The sequence below is a fragment of the Aurantiacibacter spongiae genome (assembly GCF_003815535.1).
In the GTDB taxonomy this organism is placed as follows: Bacteria; Pseudomonadota; Alphaproteobacteria; order Sphingomonadales; family Sphingomonadaceae; genus Alteraurantiacibacter; species Alteraurantiacibacter spongiae.
Genome location: NZ_RPFZ01000001.1, coordinates 1,176,070 through 1,197,380 on the forward strand (window position 1 = coordinate 1,176,070; position 21,311 = coordinate 1,197,380).

19 protein-coding genes are annotated in these 21,311 nt (G+C 67.7%); 6 read left to right on the forward strand and 13 right to left on the reverse strand.

The features are described from left to right. Positions 1 to 3 precede the first annotated feature (3 nt). The 11 genes from EG799_RS05715 to EG799_RS05765 form a co-directional block, all read right to left on the reverse strand. Positions 4 to 900, reverse strand: coding sequence for an NAD-dependent epimerase/dehydratase family protein (locus EG799_RS05715; RefSeq protein ID WP_123879345.1), 897 nt, complete (start codon positions 898 to 900; stop codon positions 4 to 6). Continuing rightward, the gene (locus EG799_RS05720) at positions 882 to 1,898 is read right to left on the reverse strand and encodes an ATP-grasp domain-containing protein (protein WP_234029041.1); all 1,017 of its coding nucleotides are present in this window, start codon (positions 1,896 to 1,898) and stop codon (positions 882 to 884) included. The genes EG799_RS05715 and EG799_RS05720 overlap by 19 nt, the downstream gene beginning before the upstream one ends. Next, positions 1,880 to 2,596 (reverse strand): metallophosphoesterase family protein, encoded by a 717-nt coding sequence (locus EG799_RS05725; protein WP_158611025.1) that lies wholly within the window; start codon positions 2,594 to 2,596, stop codon positions 1,880 to 1,882. The genes EG799_RS05720 and EG799_RS05725 overlap by 19 nt, the downstream gene beginning before the upstream one ends. Position 2,597: 1 nt before the next feature. After that, positions 2,598 to 3,731: a glycosyltransferase gene (locus EG799_RS05730; protein WP_123879348.1), complete on the reverse strand. Its 1,134-nt coding sequence runs from the start codon at positions 3,729 to 3,731 to the stop codon at positions 2,598 to 2,600. Between the two features lie 6 nt (positions 3,732 to 3,737). Further along, positions 3,738 to 4,595 (reverse strand): sulfotransferase domain-containing protein, encoded by an 858-nt coding sequence (locus EG799_RS05735; protein ID WP_123879350.1) that lies wholly within the window; start codon positions 4,593 to 4,595, stop codon positions 3,738 to 3,740. Continuing rightward, positions 4,592 to 5,737 carry a glycosyltransferase family 4 protein gene (locus EG799_RS05740; RefSeq protein ID WP_234029042.1) on the reverse strand — a complete coding sequence of 382 codons (1,146 nt, stop codon included), beginning with the start codon at positions 5,735 to 5,737 and terminating at the stop codon, positions 4,592 to 4,594. Before EG799_RS05740 ends, EG799_RS05735 begins: the two co-directional genes overlap by 4 nt. Positions 5,738 to 5,753: 16 nt before the next feature. Next, entirely contained in the window at positions 5,754 to 6,998 is a 1,245-nt protein-coding gene (locus tag EG799_RS05745) for an outer membrane beta-barrel protein (RefSeq protein ID WP_123879352.1), read from the reverse strand. Continuing rightward, positions 6,995 to 7,570, reverse strand: a complete 576-nt coding sequence (locus EG799_RS05750; protein ID WP_123879354.1) for a polysaccharide biosynthesis/export family protein — start codon at positions 7,568 to 7,570, stop codon at positions 6,995 to 6,997. Before EG799_RS05750 ends, EG799_RS05745 begins: the two co-directional genes overlap by 4 nt. 168 nt (positions 7,571 to 7,738) lie before the next feature. After that, a complete protein-coding gene (locus EG799_RS05755) occupies positions 7,739 to 8,608 on the reverse strand; it encodes a sulfotransferase family protein (protein ID WP_123879356.1) in 870 nt (289 codons plus the stop codon). Then, a complete protein-coding gene (locus EG799_RS05760) occupies positions 8,598 to 9,845 on the reverse strand; it encodes a DegT/DnrJ/EryC1/StrS family aminotransferase (RefSeq protein WP_123879358.1) in 1,248 nt (415 codons plus the stop codon). The genes EG799_RS05755 and EG799_RS05760 overlap by 11 nt, the downstream gene beginning before the upstream one ends. Beyond that, positions 9,842 to 12,028 (reverse strand): polysaccharide biosynthesis protein, encoded by a 2,187-nt coding sequence (locus EG799_RS05765; protein WP_123879360.1) that lies wholly within the window; start codon positions 12,026 to 12,028, stop codon positions 9,842 to 9,844. The genes EG799_RS05760 and EG799_RS05765 overlap by 4 nt, the downstream gene beginning before the upstream one ends. 289 nt (positions 12,029 to 12,317) lie before the next feature. Here EG799_RS05765 and EG799_RS05770 point away from each other — a divergent pair, with 289 nt between their 5' ends. The 6 genes from EG799_RS05770 to EG799_RS05795 all read left to right on the forward strand — a co-directional run bounded on the left by EG799_RS05770 (position 12,318) and on the right by EG799_RS05795 (position 18,167). Further along, positions 12,318 to 13,484: a glycosyltransferase family 4 protein gene (locus EG799_RS05770; protein ID WP_123879362.1), complete on the forward strand. Its 1,167-nt coding sequence runs from the start codon at positions 12,318 to 12,320 to the stop codon at positions 13,482 to 13,484. Next, positions 13,481 to 14,080 (forward strand): sugar transferase, encoded by a 600-nt coding sequence (locus tag EG799_RS05775; RefSeq protein ID WP_123879364.1) that lies wholly within the window; start codon positions 13,481 to 13,483, stop codon positions 14,078 to 14,080. The genes EG799_RS05770 and EG799_RS05775 overlap by 4 nt, the downstream gene beginning before the upstream one ends. Next, positions 14,052 to 14,975, forward strand: a complete 924-nt coding sequence (locus EG799_RS05780; RefSeq protein ID WP_123879366.1) for a methionyl-tRNA formyltransferase — start codon at positions 14,052 to 14,054, stop codon at positions 14,973 to 14,975. Before EG799_RS05775 ends, EG799_RS05780 begins: the two co-directional genes overlap by 29 nt. Beyond that, on the forward strand, positions 14,969 to 15,649 hold the full coding sequence (locus EG799_RS05785; protein ID WP_234029043.1) for a PIG-L deacetylase family protein: 681 nt from the start codon (positions 14,969 to 14,971) through the stop codon (positions 15,647 to 15,649). The genes EG799_RS05780 and EG799_RS05785 overlap by 7 nt, the downstream gene beginning before the upstream one ends. Before the next feature lie 331 nt (positions 15,650 to 15,980). Then, complete coding sequence (locus EG799_RS05790; RefSeq protein WP_123879368.1) at positions 15,981 to 16,772, forward strand: response regulator transcription factor; 792 nt, start codon at positions 15,981 to 15,983, stop codon at positions 16,770 to 16,772. Positions 16,773 to 16,838: 66 nt separating this feature from the next. After that, the gene (locus EG799_RS05795; RefSeq protein WP_123879370.1) at positions 16,839 to 18,167 is read left to right on the forward strand and encodes a lipopolysaccharide biosynthesis protein; all 1,329 of its coding nucleotides are present in this window, start codon (positions 16,839 to 16,841) and stop codon (positions 18,165 to 18,167) included. A gap of 25 nt (positions 18,168 to 18,192) precedes the next feature. On the opposite strand, the gene EG799_RS05800 is transcribed toward EG799_RS05795, so the two are convergent. Both EG799_RS05800 and EG799_RS05805 read right to left on the reverse strand, forming a co-directional pair. Further along, entirely contained in the window at positions 18,193 to 18,891 is a 699-nt protein-coding gene (locus EG799_RS05800; protein ID WP_123879372.1) for a LuxR C-terminal-related transcriptional regulator, read from the reverse strand. Further along, the gene (locus EG799_RS05805; RefSeq protein WP_123879374.1) at positions 18,888 to 21,200 is read right to left on the reverse strand and encodes a GumC family protein; all 2,313 of its coding nucleotides are present in this window, start codon (positions 21,198 to 21,200) and stop codon (positions 18,888 to 18,890) included. Before EG799_RS05805 ends, EG799_RS05800 begins: the two co-directional genes overlap by 4 nt. Between the last annotated feature and the right edge of the window lie 111 nt (positions 21,201 to 21,311).

Below are 21,311 nucleotides of genomic sequence, written 5' to 3' on the forward strand. Positions count from 1 at the left end.
GCGTCAACTGCCGTAATGCGGCAGCATCGTCTCCAGACCGTCGGCCAGCGCCGTCGCCTCGAAGCCCAGCGCGGCCAGCCGGCTGCAATCGAGCGGCGCGAAGCCGGGGTCGGGCGGCCCCTCGGCGGGAAGGACCGTGATGCTGTCCTCGCCCAGACCGGCGACGCGGGCCGCCGTCAGCGCCACGCCCGACAGTTCCCAGCGCTGGCCGGTCCCGACGTTGAACGTTCCTTCCGCACCCAGTTGCAGCGTCAGCATCACCGCGCGCACCACGTCGTCCACCAGCACGAAGTCGGCGCCGTAGCGCCCGCCGTTTGTCACCGTGATTCCCCGCCCCTGCATCAGACTTTCCATCCAGACGTTCAGAAGCCCCCCGCCCCGGCCGGCGCCGTAGATCGCACCGGGTCTGAGAGCGGTGACCGAGAGATCATGCGCCATGGCGAACTGTGCCAGGTAAAGCTCCTGCGCGACCTTCGATCCGAGATAGTACTGCCGGCTGATCGGTCCGAGCGGGTGGGTTTCGCGGCGCAGCGAATAGTCGCTCGGATCGTAGGCGTTGCCGCTCGTCAGATGGATCAGGCGGCGCACCCCCGCGCGGCAGGCTGCATCGGCCAGCAGCAGCGACCCGCGCGCATTGACTGTCAGGCAGACTTCCGCCGCCGCCGGGTCGGACTGGTTGGACGGGATGTGCGAGGCGAGGTGGAGCAGCGCGTCGCAACCATCGAAAATCGCGCTGTCTATGTCGCTCGTCAGATCGCAGGGAGCGTAGTCGTCATTGCCGCTCAGTCCGTCCGGTTCGCTGCGCGAGAGAAAGCGGATGTCCAGCCCCGCTTCGCGCAGTGCCGCCGCCAGGTTGCGACCGACGAAACCGGTCCCCCCGGTCAGCGCGACACGGCGCATTGCGCAGGCTCCGTATCGGTGTCGGCCGGGACGAAGATCTCGTCCAGATAGCGCAGCACCGTTCCGGGGCGGATGGCAGGCTGCTCGACGGTGCGACCCGACAGCAGATGATGAATACACATCTCGACTTCGTTGAATCCCATCATCGCGCGCATCGGCGTGGTGCCGGAAAATCGCGCGTTGATCTCGAACACCCGGGCCCGGCCGTCGGCGTCGGTACGGAACTGGAAATTCGCGGGACCATAGGGTTGCAGCGCATCGGCGAAGGCGCGAACCTGCGTATCAAGCGCCTCGTCCGGTTCGTGAAAGGCCCGGTGCGTGTTCCCGTCGCGCAGGTCGCGGCGCAGCACGATGCTGGCGCGTGTCTCGCCATCGAAGCTGAGCGTGCCGGCGGTGTACTCGGTCGCGTCGGTGCCCACGCATTCCTGCACGACCAGCCCCTCGCGCCCCTCCAGCGCGTCGGCCAGCGCCTGGCGGTCGCGAACCACGGAAACGCCCACGGCGCGCGCACCGATGCGCGGTTTGACCACCAGCGGAAAGCCCACATCCTCGATCAGGCGCGCCATGTCCTCCCCGTTTTCGGGAAGGGCGGAGGCGGGTGGGTGGAAACCGGCGTCCCGCATGAAGCGAAAGGTTGCGTACTTGTCATCGGCGATGGCCACGACACACGGATCGCTCACCAGCACCTTCGTCTCGAAAGCGCGTTCCAGCGCCTCTCGTTCGGCGGCGAAAAAGGGCAGTTCGACATCGGTACCGACCAGCACCACGTCGGGCCGGTAGCGGGTCAGCAGGGCGCGCACGGCATCGCCGTAGGAAGCATCGCTCGCCAGCGGCAGCGCGGCGCGCTCGTCCCCCCAGTAGAGGCCGACCGACAGCGGATTGGGATCGGCAACGATGATGCGCGCATCCAGCGAGGAGGCCTTCAGCGACTTGATGATGCCCTGCCCCAGCACGGCCCCGCCACCCGTCACCAGCACGGTCAGTGGAAATAGCTGCATAGACGCTCCTTGGTCGCTGGCGACATGGTGGTGGCCCCGATGGCGGCGCAATGCGCGTCGGCGTCGAACGGAACGGGTCGCGATTCGATGCTCAGCCTATCGCAAACCTCGATCACCGACCATTGCGGACGGCGATCGTCGCGATCGCGCGGCTGGCCCAGGGCAGGCAGGGTCGTGACGCTGGCCGTCCCGTCGTCATGGGCACGCGCGCGGTGCGAATGGCCGAACACGCCGTGGCGCAGCCCCCGCTCCGCCAGCGTCTCGCACGCCCGGGCAAGCGCGGAGTCATCGGTGAGGTAGGTCCAGTCCCGCGCGCCGAACGGATTGGCATGCGCGACCAGCAGATCGCCGTGCTGCCATTCGTCCTGCCAGGGCAAAGCCTCGAGCTGCGTCAGGTCGGCGTGCGCCGCGGTCCAGTCGACGGTTTCCTTCAGCCAGCCCGGCAGGCGGTCGTAATAGGCGCGCTCCCCGTGCGCGAGATCGCGATACAGAGCATCGTGGTTGCCGATGAGGAAGATCGCACCGTCGGTCGCGGCGGCTTCGCTCGCCGCATCCAGCGTGCGCTGCGGTTCCACTCCGTAGGTCAGCAGGTCGCCCATCACGACGAGCGTGTCGAAGCCATCGGCGCGCGCGGCCGCGAGCGCCCTCTCGAACGGGGCGGCGAGCGCGTGAATGTCGGTTATGGCGGCGATACGCACCTCAGGCCCCCGCCGCGCTTTCGAACGCCCGGCGCGAGGCCCGCTGCGACGCGTTGCCCGAAAGCTGCCGATACCAGTCGAGATGGGCGGCGGCGCAATGTTCGATGCCGAACGCCTTGCCCGCCTCGAGCGCCGCGGCGGACATCGCTGCGTACAGGTCGGCATCGCCCAGCACTCGGGCGATGGCTTCGCCCAGCGCCTGCGGATCGCCGACCGGCACGCGCAACCCGTTGCGGCCGTTCTCCACCAGTTCGCGCGAACCGTTGACGTCGGTCGCGACGATCGGCAGCGCCGCCATCGACGCCTCGATCATGGCGATGGCGAATCCTTCCCACAGCGAGCTGTTGGCCAGCAGGTCCGCCTGCCGCATGAGGTCGGGCATGTCGCTGCGCGGGCCGAGCAGCTCGACGATGTCGCCGGCTCCCACCTCCTCGACCAGAGCGCGCAGGGCGGGAAGCTCGGCGCCGCCGCCGGCGATGCGGATGGTGACGTCGCGGCCCAGCGCTTCGCGCAAGGGGCGGGCGGCGCGGACAAGGGTCGGATAATCCTTCTGCCGCGACGGCGTGCCCACCGCCAGCACGAGCGGGCGGTCCGCCGGCGCGATCCGCGGGCGCTCGACGCGGAAGCGCGGATCGGCGGCGTTGGCGATGCGGCGCACGGGTCGGCGCGAGAGTGCGCGCGTCTGTGCCTCGCATTCCGCGCTGATGGCGACGTTGCCGGTCACTGTCCGGTCGAACAGCCGGTAGGCCCAGGGGGGGAAGCTGAGCCTGGTATTGTGATGCGTCAGCACGACGGGAACGCGCACCCCGGCAAGCGCCAGCATGGGCACGGCCCGCGCGGTGTGGGCATGGATCACATCGGGAGCGAAGTCGCGGATCGCCCGGCGCAGACGCCATGCGCCCTTCGCCAGATTGGCGCGGCTGGCAAGCGCCAGCGAGGTGAACAATGCACCATCCGACCTCAACCGCGTCTTCATGCTCCGCTCGATCTCGACCGGATTGCCGACCTGGTCCGCATCGCTCAGCGAAACGACGAGCGCATCGTGACCCCGGCGGACGAATTCGCCGGCAAGGTTCGTCACCAGCGTTTCCGCGCCGCCGGTGGTGAGCGTGGTGAGGATCGAGAGGACGCGCATGGCGGGCTACGCCTCGGCGGGCTGGCGCAGCGACTGGGCAAGCAGGTCGCGCGCGTCCCGGGTCAGTTCCGCCTCGCAGCGCGCCAGCACGACATCGGCCTGCCCGTCGCTCAGGGTATCGGCGAAGGCGTGGGCGCGCCCTTTGCGCATCCGCAGGGAATTGCGGTCCGACCGATCGTAATCGTGCCCCGGAATGCCGCTCTTGCGCTCCGTCTTCTGCATCCGGTCGAACGCCGCAGCGTCGATGGCGCGCGTCAGCGCCCCTTCGTCGACTTCGTGCCCGAGAAAGCGGATGATGCGCGAGATCTCGGCGTGCGGATCGTCCTGCATGCGTTCGTAGGTGACGGTCAGGCTGCGCCGCCCCGCCAGCCCTTCGGCCCAGCCGTTGAGATAGGCGATCAGCGCCGGCAACCCGTATTGCGAATCGTCGAGGAAGCCGTCGATCGGTCCCTCGAACGTGTGCTTGTGCCGCGTCGCGTGGAAGTAGGCGGAAACGATGACGTCGCGCGGATCGCGCACCAGGAAGATGACGGGCGCGTCGGCGAACAGACGCTCTCGGTAGGGAAGATGAGAAACCGCGATCAGAGGCAGGCCCGGACGCGGGCCGACGAAGGCGGTCAGGCCGCGCACCGGGTCGCGGTCGAAATTCGGCAGCACCCGGAACGTCGTCGTCAGGTCCGGAGCGAAGCCCAGTCCCGCCGTTTCGGCGAAATAGCAGGACAGCAGGAAGCGCAGCCAGGTGCGCCCGCTCTTGGGATAGGAGACGAGGAACGCGTCGACCTCCCTCGCCGCGGCCCGCAGGTGCGGTTCGTGGACGTAGCGGCGACGCGCCGACTTGATCAGCTGGACGACGGCGCGCTTCATGCCGCGCCTTCCCGGTGCCTGGCGAGCGCACCGTCGATGACCTCTTCCCACATGGCCAGCACGCGGTCCGGATCGAACGCGCGCATCCGCTGGCGCGCCGCGGCGCCCATCCTCTCGCGCAGGGCTGCGTCCGAACAGAGCCGCTCCATCGCCCCTGCCAGCGCATCGAGATCCCCGTCGGGCACCAGCAGCCCCTGCGAAGGATCGGCGATCATGTCGGCGGGTCCGAAGTCGCAATCGGTCGCGATGACCGGGCGGCCCGCGGCCATGGCCTCGCTCAGAACCAGTCCCCAGCCCTCGAAGCGGGAGGACAGAACGAACACGTCGGCACTGTCGAGCCACGCTCCCGGCTCGGCGCTGATGCCGGGCATCGCGATCCGGTCGGTCAGGCCGAGACGGTCGCGCAGCGCTTCCAGCGCGGGCCGATCCGGCCCGTCGCCCCAGATCGTCAGCTTCCAGTCCGGTATCGCCTGACTCGCGCGGGCGAAAGCGCGTATCAGACGGTCGAACCCCTTCTGCGGGACGAAGCGGCCCACCGCCACAAGATTGGTGCCGCCCACGCGCGGGCCGGCAATCTCGTCGGGCAGGGTGGCGGGGTTGGGTATGACGTGATCGCGCCGCCCGTCCGCCGGTGCAAACAGGGCCATCGCGCCGCGCGTCATGGTAACGAGCGCGCTGGCGCGGGCGTAGGTATGGCGTCGCAGGGCTTCCCATACCGTTCCGATTTTCTGCGCGGCGGGGTTGTTGCGCTCCGACACGATCACCGGCGGTCCGTCGCGGCCGGCGGCCAGTACCGAGAGGATATTGGTCCGGGTCAGGAAGCTTACGACGAGATCGGGCTGCAGCACCGAAAAGGCGCTTTTCAGCAGGCGCCGCCGTTCCAGCATGTAACGGATCGCCGCGACCGATCCCATCCGCTTCGACTTGTGCCCCAGCGGCATGATCGTGACAGAGGGGTGGTGGTCGTAATAGGGCTCCGCCCCGCGCTCTTCGAACGCCAGCACCGTCACCTTGTTGCCCTTCGCGGCGAAGTGGCTGCTCACCCGGCTGACGATATGCTCGGACCCGCCGGCCCCGAGCCCCTGCAGCACGAACACGATATGCGCGGCCCCGCCGCCCTCGTCGGAGCGTCGCATCAGCATGGCAGGGCCGCTTTCGTCACAACGTCACCCGCAGGGTAACGGCCCCGCGAAAGCGCTCGAAATCCTCGAACGGCAGGTCGCTGTTGCGATCGGCATAGCTGAGCGCCAGTCCCAGCCGGGCATTGCGACTGACGAGATATTCGGCCTCGTAAAAGGCGCCGTAGGTCGTCTGTCCGGTATCGGTGCCGTAGAAATCGGTCCGCCGCACGAACACGCTCGATTGCCAGCGCAGATTGTGTAGCAGTTCGTTCTGCACGCCCAGGCGCAGGCTGGCGTCGCGACGCGAGCTGACGCCGTTGCGATAGGTGGCGACATCGCCCGAAAACCCCTCGAGGATCACCGCCGTTCGCCGGCGCGGTTGCCAGATGACGTTGGCGCGCGCGGAGAAACCGGTGCGGTCGTCGCGCAGCGGGTCGTCGGCGTCGAAGCGATAGATGCCGACACCCACCTCGCCACGGATCAGGCCGCCCGGATCGATACCAAGGCCGAGCCTGCCGGCATAGGTGTTGGCATCGCGCGAGCGGCCGGTGAGCGGATCGGGCAGACGATAGTCGCGCCACGTCACCCCGCCCTCCGCCGTCGCGCGCAGCAACGGGGAAATCGGATGCGACAGGCGCAGCACCGCGTTGTAACTGTCGAGGTCGCGGTATTCATCCGCCGCCCGGTCGTAACGGTAGCGGAAGGCGTCGCCTTTCAGCGTCACGCCGAGTTGCGCGAAACGGTGCGTGTAGCCGACATTGGCATCGAGAATGTCGAACTCGCGCGGGCCTCTGGTGAAGTCGTTTAGCCCTTCGGGAATGCCGCGATCCTCCACCGCGTGACGATAGCCGCCGCCGATCTGGAATTCCTGCGCCGATGTCGGACGCCAGGCGAATTGCACCGTGCCGCCGCCCGAAAGGGAGTCCTCCTGGTTGTAGGTGGCGAAGCGACGCGCCAGGGCGTCGGCCGCCAGGGTGATGGCCGTGGTGCCGGAATCGCGGCGCGCGACCACGAACGGCCGCGCGTCGAGATGGACGTCGTCCAGCGCATCGTCCGACAAGGCATAGACGTTGCTGTCGTATTCGAGCCGCAGGGTGGCCCCCGCGGTGATGTTGAAACCGCCCGCGACGATGGGCAGCGGTTCGTATTCGGGCACCTCGATGCCGAGCGCGGGCGCGATCGGCTCTATGTCCTGCGCGCCCGCGGTCAGCGGCCATGCGGCAAGGCTCGCGGCCAGCGCACCGCGCGCGGCGTGCCCCAGGCCCCGCGTCGGCAACCTCACAGGAAACGCTCCGCGACCATGATCGCATCGCCGGGCTGGATCATGTCGGTCTCCCGCGCGATCCCGGTGACGGAGCGCCCGTCGATGGTGCGCGTCACGCGAACCCGCTCGTCCTGCGCACGAAAGGTGTAGCCCCCCGCCGCGGCGACCGCGGCGAGAACCGACATGCCGGGGCGGAACGGATATTCGCCGGGCCGCTGAACCTCGCCCATGACATAGACCGGTCGCAGGCTGACAGGCTGGATGCTGACGGTCGGGTTGCGCAGGATCTGCGCATCGCGCAACCGCACCGCGACCTCTTCCTGCAATTGCGGCACCGTGCGTCCGCTGGCGTCGATATCCCCCAGAACGGGCAGAGACAGCATGCCGCTCTCGTTGATCGTGTAGGCCATGCCCTGCGGTTCGGCGTCGCTCAGTTCGGGGATGAGGACGCGCAGCTCGTCACCCGGGGCCAGCTCGTAGGAACTGATGGTTGCCGGGGGCAGCATCTCCAGCCCGGACAGCTTGTTCGTGCACCCGGCCAGCGCGAGCGCCAGCGCGCACATAGCGAGAAGGGAAAGTTTCTTGGCCATCGACCTGCTCCAAATTTACCTGCGCCCGATCCTACCCGCGCCTCCCCGGCGGCACTTTTGCTATTGGGTGCAGAAACAGGGCGAAAACGGGAAAGCGCTCGTCGATTTTCGCGCCGGTCACCGCCTGAATATCCCCGTCCATTACCCTGAAGCCTTACCCCCTGTGGGTTAGGCCTTTCGCGCGATAGGCGCGGCGCCCGTCGCTGGCTCGGCGTGCGGCTTCCACGCGGAAAGGTCGCGCCCGATGATTCGTTCGAGGCGCGATACGTCATCGGCGTAGTAGTCGCGCAGCCGATCACGCAGATCGTCGGTCATCGCCGGATAGTCGATGGCGCGCGCCAGCATCGCGCGCATTCCCTCGAACGCGGCGTTGCCCCGCAACGGGCGGACCGCCTGCTTGAGCGGTGCCAGCGCCAGGCGCATGCCCATCGGCAGGAACCGGTCCGAACTGTCGTTTTGCGGCGTCGTGCCGATATCGTCCGCGTAATGTTCGCGCGCGCCGATATGGCGGCATATGCGATGAACGGTCGGGACCGGCGCCTGTTTCACGTCCTCGAACAGCAGCACGGCGAGCTGTTCCGAAGCGAAATATTCCAGCCAGCGCTCCAGGTGGCGGGCGTAGAGGCCGTCTTCCAGGAAACGCGGCTGCTCGCGGTTGCCGGGATGCAGATAACGCTCCGGCCCCTCGCGCACGGTGCCGCGCCGGTAGAGCATCTTGTAATCCGAATAGGCCCGCGCGACCGGATCGCGCAGCTGCACCACCAGCCGTGCTTCCGGCAAGACGTCGGCCAGACGGCGCGCGGCGTCGGGATGGGCGAGGTAATCGGCCGATTTCTCGCCGATCAGCTGACCCTCTCGGGCGTCGCTGAAGAAGCCGCGATAGTAGTCGAGACCGCGTTCGTAATCCTGACTGAAATAATGCGGCTCCGGCGCGGGCAGGAAGATGTCGGGATGGTGCTGCAACTGATGATGCAGCCATGTCGTCGCGCCCTTGACCGCGCCGATTATGACGAAGCCGGGAAGGGTATCAGACGGCATGGCGCATCTCCTGCTGCGCCTCGAGAGCATCGAGCGCGTCGCGCAGACCGTCCGCCAGGCGATGCATGTCGCTCGCGTCCAGCAGATGATCCACCGGCAGCGCGATGGCCGTGCGACCGACCGCGTGCGCGGTGGCCAGATCTCCGTCGCGGGGCGGCGGCCGGTCGGCGAAGGCGCTCTCGAGTGACATGTCGGGGCACGATCCGGCGGCGGCGGGAAGACCGCGCGCGTTCATTGCCGCGATCACCGGCGTGGCATCCCCCTCACCATCGGCGAGCCGGACGTAGAACCGGTAGAAGGCATGCGCCGCGTGGTCGGGCACAGGGGGCACGACAAGCCGCGCATCGGCGCCGAGCCGCTCGGCCAGGATCGCGGCATTGCCGCGCCGCCGCCCCAGCCAGCCGTCGAGCTTGGCGAGCTGCACTTCACCGATGGCGGCCTGCATTTCGGTCAGCCGCCAGTTGGTGCCGAAGCTGTCGTGGATATAGCGAAACCCCGTTCCGCCATGCGCGGCGAATACCTTTTCGGGGTTCTTGCCGTGATCCTTGTAGGCCCAGGCACGCGCCCAGTGATCGCGATCCTTCAACAGCAGCATGCCGCCTTCGCCGCCGGTCGACATGATCTTGTCGGTGCAGAACGAGAACGCCGCCGCGTCGCCGAAGCTGCCGACCTTGCAGCCCCGCCATTCGGCCCCATGCGCCTGCGCGCAATCCTCGATCAGGAACAGGTCGTGCTCGTCAGCGAGCGCGACCAGGGCGTCCATGTCGCAGGGGAAGCCGCCCAGATGCACGCACAGGATCGCCGCCGTCCGGCTGCTGATCATCGCCCTCGCCGAGGCCGCGTGCATTCCCTGGCTGTCCGCCGCGATATCGGCGAAGACCGGGTCCGCCCCGACCGCGACCACGGCCGCGGCGCTCGCGAAGAAGCTGCGAGCCGGCACGATGACCTCGTCGCCCGGCCCGATACCGAGCGCGCGCAGCCCGAGTTCGAGGGCGAGCGTGCCGTTGGCCAGCGCAATCGCGTGGGGCGCCCCGACATAGTCGGCGAAGGCCTTTTCGAAGCGGCGGTTGCAATCGCCATGGACCAGCGCGTTGACCCGCCCGGTGGCGAGCACTTCGGCCACCGCGTCGCGTTCGTCGTCGTCGAATTGCGGCCAGCGCAGGGCAGGATCGTCGAGCGGGCCGGATTTCGCGGTATCGTCGGGCGCTGCCGCGCGGAGGCTGGCCGGCCCGTTCACGCGCCCGCTCCATCGAGCTGCGGGAAGGCGGAGGCCCTGCCATCCGCGCGCGGGTTCATGACCCGTTCGATCAGGCTTTCCTCCGCAGCGAGCGCCTCGGGCTGCCACGCATCGGCGCGCACCTGCGCCGTGATCTGGGCCAGCATCTGCGACCACCGTGACAGGGCGGAGGCCTTCACCATCTTGTGCGTCAGCGCGCACAGTTCATCGGCATCACCGCTTTCGAGCAGCTTCTCCAGTTCGCGGAAGCCCTCGACCAGATGTTCGAGCGCGACCGGGGAGGGCATCGCCTCGAAGATACCCGGAATGGCGCTCTCGATCTTCGATTCGCTTTCGTCGAACAGCTCCTCGAACATCTTTTCGCCGGGGCGCAGGCCGATGAAGTTGATCGGCACGTCGACATCGGGGCGCAGGCCGTGCATCCGGATGAGGCGCTTGGCGATGTCGACGATCCGCACTGGTTCGCCCATGTCCAGGACGAAGATCGTGCCACGATCGGATTCGGTCTGAAGCGCCCGTGCGCTGCTTTGCAGGATGAGCAGCACGGCCTCCTGCACGGTCATGAAGAAACGCTCGATGTCGGGGTGCGTGACCGTCAGCGGCTGGCCCGCGGCAAGCTGCCGCTGGAACAAGGGGATCAGCGAGCCGCTGGAACCTAGCACGTTACCGAAGCGCACGGTCAGGAAACGCGGCGAATCCTCGTCGCAACTGCCGATAAGGTCGAGCGCCTGGCAATAGAGTTCGCCCAGCCGCTTGGTCGCCCCCATCAGGCCGACCGGATTGACCGCCTTGTCGGTCGAGACCTGCACCATCGCGGTAACGTCGAACGCGCAGGCCGCATCGGCGACGTTGCGCGTGCCCAGCACGTTGGTGTGGATGCCCGCCGCCGGATTGGTTTCCACCATCGGCACGTGCTTGAGCGCTGCGGCGTGGAAGACGATATCGGGCCGGCGCCGTTCGAACACCTGCCACAGCGCCGTGCGCTGGCGAATGGAGCACAGCTCGGGATGAATGACGAGATCGGGAAATTCCTCCCGCGTGCGCATCTCGGCGGCGTAGAGGCTGTATTCGGCATGATCGAGCAGCACGATCTCGGCCGGATCGTAGCGGGCGATCTGGCGCACCAGTTCGCCCCCGATCGTGCCGCCAGCGCCCGTCACCATGATCCGCCGACCCGCGACCATCTGCTCGACATAGCTGTGTTCGATGTGAACCTCGGGCCGGCCGAGAAGGTCGGCGAGGGGCATCCGCTCGATGTCGACCGCGTCGCTGCCGCGCTGGCTGCGCGCCCAGGGCGGCTGGAAGCGGGATACGCTCAATTCCAGTTCCTCCGCCACCGAAGCCACGGCGACGATGTCTTGCGGGGTGATGAGGCTGGCGCTTTCCTGCACCACCAGATGGGCCGGCCGCCGGCCCCGCCGGTCGAGCGATTCGACGACCTGGTGGATATCCTCGGGCGCGCCCTCGATCCGCACGCCGCCGATACGCAGGTTCTCGTCCTGGCCGCCGGGCGTCAATACGCCCACGATCTCCAGCCCGGAATCGGGATCGGTGCGCACCAGGTCGATCATGATGCGCGCCCAGTCTATCTCGCCCAGAAGGATCACCCGCCGCCGCGGGGCCAGCGCCGCGCGCCGCCGGTGCATCGCCAGCTGTTCGCGCAGGCCCCGGCGAACGGCGCGCACGGCGATCATCGCCACCAGCGTCAGCGCGACGTGCACCGCCACGAACAGGGCGAGCTCGGGTCCGTAGACGCGCTGCGGGAAGATGAAGGCCGCCGTCGCCAGCCAGATCAGCGTCGAGCTGCCCAGCAGCACCGCTGCGATGTAGGCGGTGTCGAGCACGGAGATGAAGCGCCAGCTGCGGCGGTACACGCCGAACACCAGCATGCTGACGATGAGCGCCGCGGTAAGGCCCGAGATGAACAGCCAGTCGGGCAAGGACGAAAGGGTGCGCACGCCCGGCAGTATCGCGCGGGACAACCGTAAGGCCAGCAGGATTGCTGCGGCGTCGAGCGACAGCACGACGATCAGCCGGACGATCGCGAAAGCGGTACGGTGGCGCACGGCGAGGACGCGGGTCTTCTGCGCCAACTGCTCTCCCAATCGCTCGGTGAAAGACCTGCTTTCGACCGCGTCGCGGCGGGGGGGTGCCGATCCTGCCGTTGCAGCCTGTTCGGACATCGTGCGTTCCCTTTCGTCCGGCGACCGGGACATGGCCGCCTGCGGGCGATTGTAGGCCCTGCGGGGGCGGCGCCGCCATTGGCCGCCGGACTACTATCCTTTATTCTCGGCCTGTCCCGATGCGTAGGCACCCACCTATCCTTTCGAGAGGTCACGCAAATCTAAGGGGATGACCGCCGGCGTGCGCTGCCTATCCCTTTGCCCCGCCCATCGGCGCGGCCGGGCGTGTACACCTTTGGGCCATGTCGCTGCCCATCAGATCCGTTACCGCCGTGCGAGCGCGGCGCGCGTGAGGATCCTCGTCCTCTCCAGCCTGTCGATGTCGCTCGTCAACTTCCGCGGGGCGCTGCTGTGCGCGATGCGCGATGCCGGGCACGACGTGATCGCCTGCGCCCCGGACGCCGAACCCGGCGTGGTCGGCCAGCTGGAAGAATGGGGCATTGGCTTCCGCCTGACGCCGATGGCGCGCGCCTCGCTCGCTCCGCTCGAGGATCTGCGGACGCTCGCCGCCTATCGCCGGCTCATCTCGGCCGAGCGGATCGACATGGTGGTGGCCTACACGCAGAAACCGATCGTCTTCGGCGGCCTCGCCGCGCGCATGGCGCGCGTGCCCTTCTACGCCATCATGAGCGGCCTGGGCTACGTCTTCAGTCCTGTCGCCGACGACAAGCGGATGCTGCGCCGCCTGGTGGCGCGCGTCTACCGCGCGGGCGTGGCCCGGGCGCGGGCGATATTCGTCTTCAATTCCGATGATCGCCGGATGATGCTGGAAGAAGGTATCGTGGACGAGGGGCAGCGCGTGTTGCAGGTGCCCGGATCGGGCGTCGATACGGCTCGCTTCGCGCAGGCGCCGCTTCCCGAAGGTCCGCCGACCTTTCTGATGGTAGGCCGCCTGATGCGCGACAAGGGCGTGCACGAATACATCGCTGCGGCCCGCGCCATCAGCGCAGACCGGCCCGATGCCCGTTTCCTCCTGCTCGGTCGCCCCGAACCCGCCAACCCCACGGGTCTGAGCCCGGAAGACCTCGCCCGCTTGCGCGCCGAGGGTATCGTCACCCTGCTCGACGAGGTGCGCGACGTGCGGCCCGTTCTCGCCCGGTCGCACGTCTTCGTGCTGCCCTCCTTCTACCGGGAGGGTCTGCCGCGCACGATCCTGGAGGCTCTGGCGACGGGCCGGCCCGTCATCACCACCGACATGCCCGGGTGCCGGGACGCGATCGAACCGGGCGAAAACGGTCTTCTCGTGCCGCCACGCGATGCGCGGGCGCTCGAACGTGCGATGCAGACCCTCATGGACGATCCGGCGCGTGTGGCGCGCATGGGCGATGCCGCCCGGCGCACGGCGGTGGAGCGATATGACGTCGCCATCGTCAACGCCCTGCTGCTGCGCGAGATGGGCCTGGTCGCAAACGGGAAGACCGGTCAGCGGGCGGCCGGCGAACGGGTCGCGGCATGACCTTGCGCGTCGCGCTGGAAGCCGTGCTGGCGGCGCTGCTCCTCGTTCTGCTGGCGCCCGTCCTGCTGGCGACCGCGCTGGCAGTCCGGCTGGCACTGGGTCGCGGGGTGCTTTTCCGCCAGACTCGGAGCGGCCTTGGCGGCGTGCCGTTCCTGATGATCAAGTTCCGCACCATGACCGACGCGCGCGATGCACAGGGAAACCTTCTGCCAGACCCCGACCGTACGCCTGCGCTGGGACGCTGGCTGCGCCGGCTGCGGATCGACGAGCTTCCCGAACTGGTGAACATCGCGCGCGGCGAGATGGCGTTCGTCGGCCCGCGTCCGTTGCTGCCCGCCACGATCGCCGAAATGGGCGACGGCGGCATCGCGCGGGGCGCGGTGCGCCCCGGCCTCACCGGCTGGGCGCAGGTCAACGGCAATGCGCTCCTGTCGCGGGAGGACAAGCTGGCGCTCGATCTCGCCTATATCCGCGCCCGCTCGCTGCGCTTCGATACGAGGATCGTGTTGCGGACCGTGCTGGTCGTGCTGCTGGGTGAAAACGCGACCATGACGAAGGAGGCTCGCGATGCGCGCGGTTCTCGTCGGCTCGGTTGAGAGCAGTCGCATTGCGCTGGAGGCGCTCGGCGATGCCGCCGACTGGACGGTGGCGGGCGTCGTTTCGCTGCGCGATGCGCTGTCGGGGCGGCATTCCGATTTCGTCGACATGGCGGCGGCGGCGAAGGCGCGGGGGGCCCGGCCCATTCAGGTGGCCAACGTGAACGATCCCGAGGCCCTCTCGGCGATCCGCGACTGCCGGCCCGACTACCTGTTCGTCATCGGCTGGTCGCAGATCTGCGGGCCGGACTTTCGCGCCATCGCGCCCGGTAGGACGATCGGTTATCACCCCGCGGCCCTGCCCCGGATGCGGGGGCGCGCGGCAATCCCGTGGACGATCCTCGCCGACGAGAAGATCACTGCGGGAAGCCTGTTCTGGATCGACGGCGGAACCGATACCGGTGCGTTGCTCGACCAGGCCTATTTCCATGTCGCGCCCGGGGAAACCGCGGCGACGCTGTATGCCAAGCACATGCGGGCGCTGCGTGAAATGCTCGCTCGCACCTTGCCCGTCCTGGCGCGCGGCGAGGAGCCGCGGCGCGAGCAGGACGAGGATTGCGCAACCTGGTGCGCGCGGCGGACGGCGGCGGACGGGCGGATCGACTGGACACGACCCGCCTCGCAGATCGCCCGCCTGGTGCGCGCTGTCGGTCGCCCCTATCCCGGCGCCTGGACCTGCGCCGGCGACAATCGCCTGACGATCTGGTCCGCGCGCGAGTGCGGATCGGGCGAGCGCCATCTGGCCGGCGCGGGGCAGGTGATCAGCCGCGAGGAGAACGCCTTTACCGTATCGTGCGGCAATGGCGGGGCGTTGCGGGTCGAGGAATGGGAAAGCACCACCGGTCGGATGCCCGGGGTGCACGTCCTGCTCGGAGAAGGAGCCGCTTCGTGCTGAGCGAGGACATGCGCACGATCGCGGTGGTCGCGCCCCATCCCGACGACGAGATCCTGGGATGCGGCGGGACGATCAGCCGCTTCGTCGCGGAGGGGCGGAGCGTCCACGTGGTGATCGTCACCCGCGGGCGGCCGCCGAAATTCCCGGAAGATCTCGTCAATCGGGTGCGCGCGGAAACGCAGGCGGCGCACGACCTCCTCGGGATTCATGCCACCCACCATCTCGACCTGCCGGCCGCCGAACTTGATACGCTGCCTCAGGCGGAGTTGAACGCGACCGTGGGAAAGGCGCTGGGCGCGATCCGCCCCGACGCGCTGTTCGTTCCCTTCAACGGCGACATCCACGCCGATCATCGCGCCTGTTTCGACGCGGCGATGGTCTATGCCCGCCCGCGCGACGGAGATTGTCCGCGGCTCGTGCTCGCCTACGAAACACTGTCGGAAACGAACTGGTGGGCGCCTGGCCTGACACCGGGCTTCCTGCCCAACGTCACGATCGACATCTCCGGCCATCTCGAAGCGAAGCTGGAGGCGTTTCGCTGCTTCGCTTCGCAGGTGAAGGACTTTCCCGACGAACGGTCTTTCGAGACGATCCGCGCCTTGGCGAAGCTGCGGGGATCGACCGTGTTTTGCGAAGCCGGCGAGGCGTTCGCGCTGGTGCGCCAGATCATCTGAGATCGCTCTTGGCGGCAGAAGGCCGGCGGGATCGGCCGACTCGCATTGTGCATCTGCGAACAAATATGCTCCGATTAGGAGGATTCTTTCCGTGTCGCATATGTTCAAAAGTTAAAATCTGGTACTGTTTCAATCAGATACGATTCAACATATGAGCGCCTCTACCACTTTCGAGTAGCTAGCTGAAATAGTAAACAAGTGGTATACAAGTTATCGACAACAAAAATGATCCGTTGTTGCTCTCCGTCCGGATTACGGGGCGTGCGCCGACCTGTGGAAGGCGCAAGATCCGGGGTGAGGGTTCGTGCTTTCTCGAAGGGGGAAATTCATCATGTCTGCCAATCGCAATGTCGCGATCATATGTCGCAATACCATTACGCGCGAAGGCTTGTGCCGCATTCTCGACGAGACGCGGTTCAATGTCCTGCAGGCCGCGGATTCGCCGGCGCAGCTGACCCGGGCCGACAGTCCCGAACTGCCCGCCGGGACGCTCGTCCTCATCGACGACGGAACCTGTCAGTGCGACGCGGCGACGGTGAAGGATCTTCATTCCGCCCATCCCGGCATCCGCCCGGTGGTGCTGACGGAAAGCTTCGACTATTCGGCGATGATCGAGGCCCTGCGCAGCGGTGCCTTCGGCTACATCGTCAAGGAAATCTCGTGCGAGCCGCTGGTGAACACGCTCGAACTTGTCGCACACGGGGAAAAGGTGCTGCCCAGCCAGCTGGCTGACGTGCTGCAGACCCGCCCCGCGCTCGGCGCGGTGGCCGATGTCGCCGACGTGCAGGCGGCAACCAATCTCTCGCAGCGTGAGGTCGAGATACTCGAATGGCTCATCATGGGTTGTCCCAACAAGGTCATCTCGCGCCACATGGACATCAGCGAGGCGACGGTGAAGGTTCACGTCAAGGCGATCCTGCGCAAGCTGAACGTCAAGAACCGCACCCAGGCGGCAATCTGGGCAGCCAATAACGGGCTGCGCGGGCGGTCCTTCGACGAAGCCTCCACGCCGGCGCTACCGCTTGGCACGAAGGCACCGGCCCCCGTCGCGACCGAGGCTCTCGTCGCCGCCGATGCGATCAAGTGGCCGACGGCCAGCGCCGGACTGACCGTTCCGGCCTGATCTCCCTCTTCCCGGTCCGCTCCGGTTGCCGTTGGTTCCGGGGCGGGCCCGCGAGGCTTCGCCGTCATGGCAAACGCGCAGACCCGGTCGTTCGACCTCAGATCCCGGCTGATCCCGATCGGCCACCTGCTTTCGGGCAATTTCATGAATGCGCTGATCGTCCTGGTGAGCACCGCCATCGCGGCGCGCGCGCTGGGGCCGGCGGTCTACGGCGTCATGGTGATCGTGCTGTCCTTTGGCCGTTTGATCGAACGGCTGGTGCGGTTCGAATCGTGGCAGGCGGTGATCCGCTACGCCGCCGAGGAAGAGATCACCGGCGACAAGCAGCGCCTCTCGCGGCTCTACGCCTTCGGCCTGGGGGTCGATGCGCTGGCCGCGATGGCCGCGGGGCTGCTTTCCGTGGCCATAGCGTGGCTGGCGGGATCGTGGTTCGATATCGGGCCGGGGCATCTCCTGCTCGTGGCAATCTATGCCGTCGCCCTCGTCTTCAACATCGCCGGCGTTCCCAATGCGGCCCTGCGCATGGCCGGGCAGTTCAAGCTGCTCGCCTATGCCCAGATGGCCGGCAACGTGCTGCGCATCGTCCTGGCCGCGATCTGCCTGTGGCTGGACGCCGGAGTGACCGGCTTCATGATTGCCTGGACGCTTGCGCAACTGCTCGGGTCGCTGCTGATGATCTGGCTCGGCCTGCGGGCCATGACGCACATGGGTATTCCGGCTCCGTGGCGGGCCGATCTGCGCGGCCTGCACAAGGCCTTCCCGGGCTTTTTCAGCTTTGCCTTTTCGTCCAATCTCTCGCTGACGCTGCGCGTCATCACGACCGAGGCCGACACGCTGTTCGTGGGGGGCGCGCTGGGGCCGTCGGCCGCCGCGGTCTATTACCTCGCCAAGCGGATCGCCAAGGTAGCCATGCAGGTCGGTGCGCAGGTCCAGCAGGTGATCTATCCCGACGTCGCACGCCTGTGGATGCAGGGTGCGGTGCGGGAATTCCGCTCGGCCACGCTCCAGGTACAGGCAGCGCTCGCTGCGGTGTGCCTGGTGATGATCGGCGGCGCGTGGGTGCTGGGGCGACTGGTCATCGACCTGGGGTTGGGAACCGAATACGCCAGCGCCTATCCGCTCCTGCTGACGCAGCTTGTGGCGGTGTTCTTCACCATGCACGCCGCCCCGGCGCGCTCGGCGGTCCTCGCCATGAACGAATCGTGGCGCATCCTCACCTACATGCTGATGGGCACGGTTGCCTTCTGGGCCGTCGCCTTCGTGGCGGTTCCGGTGTTCGGGGCAATGGGGGCGAACATGGCGCATATCGCGTTCGCCGCCATCACGGCCATATTGCTGGATATCCGGTTCCACCGTCGCACGATGCCGCTGGCACAAGCCGCCGCGGCGCGCTGACGCGGCCCGTCCTTTATCCAGCCCGTCAGCGGACTGCGGCGAGGTAGTGCGCGGCGATCTGCGTGCGGTTGCGCAGCCCGCTCTCCGCCATGATGGCGCGCACATGCACCTTCACGGTGCTTTCGCTGATCGAGAGCATCTGGGCTATCGTCTTGTTGGAATGGCCCTTTACCAGCAGATCGAGAACCTCGCACTGCCGCGCGGTGAGTTCGCCGAAGCCGGATCGTACGTCGCCGTTAGCGGCGTTTTCCGAGCCGTCCGATGCTAGCATGGCCATGATCGCATCGAAGGTGTCCGCCGGCAGAACGGCATATCCCGCCGCCGCCAGACGCAACACCGCGCCCAGTTCCGACAGCGCCGATCGATCGTCGAATATCGCCCCGGCGCCGGCGTTCAGAAGCGTACCGACGATGTCGTGCTGCTCGCCGAAATCGACGATGGCGACATGCACGGCATCGGGAAACAGCTCGCGCGCGCGGGCGAGTTCGCTCGTCTGCGAACCGTTGGCGTTGCGATCGGGGAGGCGCAGGACCACGATATCGGGCGGATCGAGCACGTCGTGCGCATCGAGGCTCGCTCCGCAGGACGAAAGGCTCAACCCCTGCGTCGCTTCCAGAGCGGCGAGAATGGCATGGCGCGTCACCGGGTGCGGATCGACCAGCAGGACCGACGCCTCGCGCATCGTGGGCGCGGCCATGCTGCGTTGCGCCCCCGCCACTCTCATCGCGAAGCGGACTGGCTGAAGGCGGTGCGCGTGAAAGGCGCCCGGATTGCCGCCCCCAGCCTGTCCGCCCAGTTGCCGCGCACCGGTTCCTCGTAATCCGAATAATAGCGCGAAGCGTTCATGTAGAAATCGGCCATGTCGCCATAGGACCGGGAGGCATGGCGCGCGTAGTCGACCTGGTTGATGACCGCCGCCGTGACGCTGCCGCCGAGCATCTGCATGGTGACGCGCAGCTGTTCGATGGTGGTCTTGCCCCACTTCACCAGAACCAGCGTCTGATCGGCCAGCTGCGAGAGCGTGCGCGCATCGTGTACCGCGAGAACGGGCGGCGCGTTGATGACGACGAGGTCGAAGCGATCCTTCAATTCGTTCATCAGGCGCGCGACCTGCCAGCCCTTGATCAGCGCGGCGGGATCGTGAATCGCCTCGGTGGTGCTGAGGACGACGGGGCCGGCGGTGTGGCCGTCCTCTGTTTCGGCCGCATGCGGGCCGACAGCACCGGGCAGCATCAGTTCGCCGCTTTCCGAATTCGTGCGCAGGCAGTCGAGCAGGCTCGGCGTACCGCTTCGCGCCTGGATCTCGCGCAGGATGTTGGTCTGCTTGTTGCGCAGGTCGAGGTCGAGGACGACCGCGGTATGGCCCAGCGCCGTCGCCGCGGCGGCGAGCGACAGGGCGACGCTCGATTTGCCGTCCCCCGGCAGCGGAGAGGTGACGAGCACCGAATGGCGGCCCGGATGCCCCGCGCCTTCCAGCACGCGGCTGGCCATGGAGCGCGACACTTCGGAATAAAGTGATTGCGGCTTCGTCAGCACCGGGTTGTCCGCCACGGTTTCGGGCAGGCCATCTTCGAGCTGCGGCAACATGCCGAAGGTTCGCAGGCCGAACAGACGGGCCAGCTGTTCGCTCGAACGAAGCCGGTTGTCGAGCAGTTCGATCGCCAGCACCAGCAGCATCGCGATGATGAAGGAGCCGATGAGAGCGGCCAGCGTCGCCTTTTTGGGATTGGGCGAGATCGGATCGGTCGGCACGGTGGCGGCCGAGACGAGGGTGGAATTCACCCCGGTCGTGTCGGGCTCGGCGCGGATGTTCTGCGCGCGTTCCGCCGTCGTGATGTAGGCCGCGCGGGCGACCTCCGCCCGCCGTTCGAGCGCGGCGAGTTCGACGTTGTTGGCGGTGTTGGCATAGGCCTTCCCGGTCAGCTGGTTCATCCGCGAACGCAGATTTCCCGCGCGCGCGGCCGCCGCCCGCGCCTCGGCCGAGGCCAATTGCCGCTCGCGCGAGGCATCGGCGGCGTTCTGCGCGGCGGTCGCGGCGACGACCGCGTTCTGTTCGCGCCGCATGTCGCTTGCCACCCGGTCGATCTGCGCCTGCAGGCTCTGCATGCGCGGGTGGTTCGGGCCGAGCGTGGTCGAGAGATCGGAATATTGCTGCGCCAGCTCGTTGTTCTGGCGGATGAGCTGCTGGAGCACCGGAGAGGTCGCGCCGGCCGTCGTGCGTGCGCCGGCCGCGCCCGCTACCCCAGCGGCGCGCTGTGCATCGGCCGCCTCCAGCGCATCGGCGCTGGCGGCTTCCACCGCGATGCGGTTGAGCTGCTGGTAATCCTCCATGCCCCCGGCGCCGACCAGCATGCCGCGCGTCTGCCGGAAATCGGCCACGGCCTGTTCGGCCTCGTTCAGTTCGGCGGCCAGCCGCTCGCGTTCGACACCGACGTCGGACAGCAGCTTGTCGCGCCAGGTGCGCCGCCGCTCCACGCGCATCTGGCGCAGGCTCTCGACATACTGATTGGCGATCCGCTGGGCCAGCTGCGGGCTGGTGGATCGCACGGTGATATCGATGAGGTCGGACGCGTTGCTGGTGGTGATGATGGTCTGCGAGGACAGGTACCGCGCCGCCTGGCGCACCCCGATGCGCGGGCCGCCGGTGAATACCGGATTGGTGTTGAGGGCCATCGCCGCCACCACCTCCTCCGCCAGCGCCGGCGAGCGGTAGATCTCCGCCTCGTTGTTGACGCGCTGCATGTTGCGCGCCTCGTCCGCCTGGTTCGCGCCGCTGGAATCGTTGAGTTCGACCTGCACCATGGCTGTCGATTCGTAGACCTTTTCCTGCATCAGCTGGCTGGTGAGCACGACAGCCGTAGTCACCGCCACGATCACCGCGATCAGCTTCCAGTGACGCGCCACCATGCGCCACAGCTGGCGCGCGGACAGGTTCGGCGCGCTCTGCTGATAGCCTGGGGAATAGGGAGTCGCCGCCGAGAGGGCGCGGCCGCCATTGTCCCCGTGATGGTCCAGAAGCGTGTTGCTCGACATGGGTTCGATCCTGACAGGTTCAGCCGGAATTGGGCCCGGCAGGTGACATCATGCAGGGGCGGCCGTGCCGGAAGCAAAGGTTCTTGCGTCTATCCCCCAAGGTTGCGCCGC

What these genes read in the sequence shown, in the direction of transcription:
- EG799_RS05780 (WP_123879366.1), top strand. Translation starts at nt 14,052, where the DNA reads ATGCGCGCGGTTCTCGTCGGCTCGGTTGAGAGCAGTCGCATTGCGCTG.
- EG799_RS05730 (WP_123879348.1), bottom strand. Translation starts at nt 3,731, where the DNA reads ATGCGCGTCCTCTCGATCCTCACCACGCTCACCACCGGCGGCGCGGAA.
- EG799_RS05800 (WP_123879372.1), bottom strand. Translation starts at nt 18,891, where the DNA reads ATGAGAGTGGCGGGGGCGCAACGCAGCATGGCCGCGCCCACGATGCGC.
- EG799_RS05790 (WP_123879368.1), top strand. Translation starts at nt 15,981, where the DNA reads ATGTCTGCCAATCGCAATGTCGCGATCATATGTCGCAATACCATTACG.
- EG799_RS05805 (WP_123879374.1), bottom strand. Translation starts at nt 21,200, where the DNA reads ATGTCGAGCAACACGCTTCTGGACCATCACGGGGACAATGGCGGCCGC.
- EG799_RS05740 (WP_234029042.1), bottom strand. Translation starts at nt 5,737, where the DNA reads ATGCTGATGCGACGCTCCGACGAGGGCGGCGGGGCCGCGCATATCGTG.
- EG799_RS05795 (WP_123879370.1), top strand. Translation starts at nt 16,839, where the DNA reads ATGGCAAACGCGCAGACCCGGTCGTTCGACCTCAGATCCCGGCTGATC.
- EG799_RS05755 (WP_123879356.1), bottom strand. Translation starts at nt 8,608, where the DNA reads ATGCCGTCTGATACCCTTCCCGGCTTCGTCATAATCGGCGCGGTCAAG.
- EG799_RS05750 (WP_123879354.1), bottom strand. Translation starts at nt 7,570, where the DNA reads ATGGCCAAGAAACTTTCCCTTCTCGCTATGTGCGCGCTGGCGCTCGCG.
- EG799_RS05765 (WP_123879360.1), bottom strand. Translation starts at nt 12,028, where the DNA reads ATGTCCGAACAGGCTGCAACGGCAGGATCGGCACCCCCCCGCCGCGAC.
- EG799_RS05715 (WP_123879345.1), bottom strand. Translation starts at nt 900, where the DNA reads ATGCGCCGTGTCGCGCTGACCGGGGGGACCGGTTTCGTCGGTCGCAAC.
- EG799_RS05720 (WP_234029041.1), bottom strand. Translation starts at nt 1,898, where the DNA reads ATGCAGCTATTTCCACTGACCGTGCTGGTGACGGGTGGCGGGGCCGTG.
- EG799_RS05775 (WP_123879364.1), top strand. Translation starts at nt 13,481, where the DNA reads ATGACCTTGCGCGTCGCGCTGGAAGCCGTGCTGGCGGCGCTGCTCCTC.
- EG799_RS05735 (WP_123879350.1), bottom strand. Translation starts at nt 4,595, where the DNA reads ATGAAGCGCGCCGTCGTCCAGCTGATCAAGTCGGCGCGTCGCCGCTAC.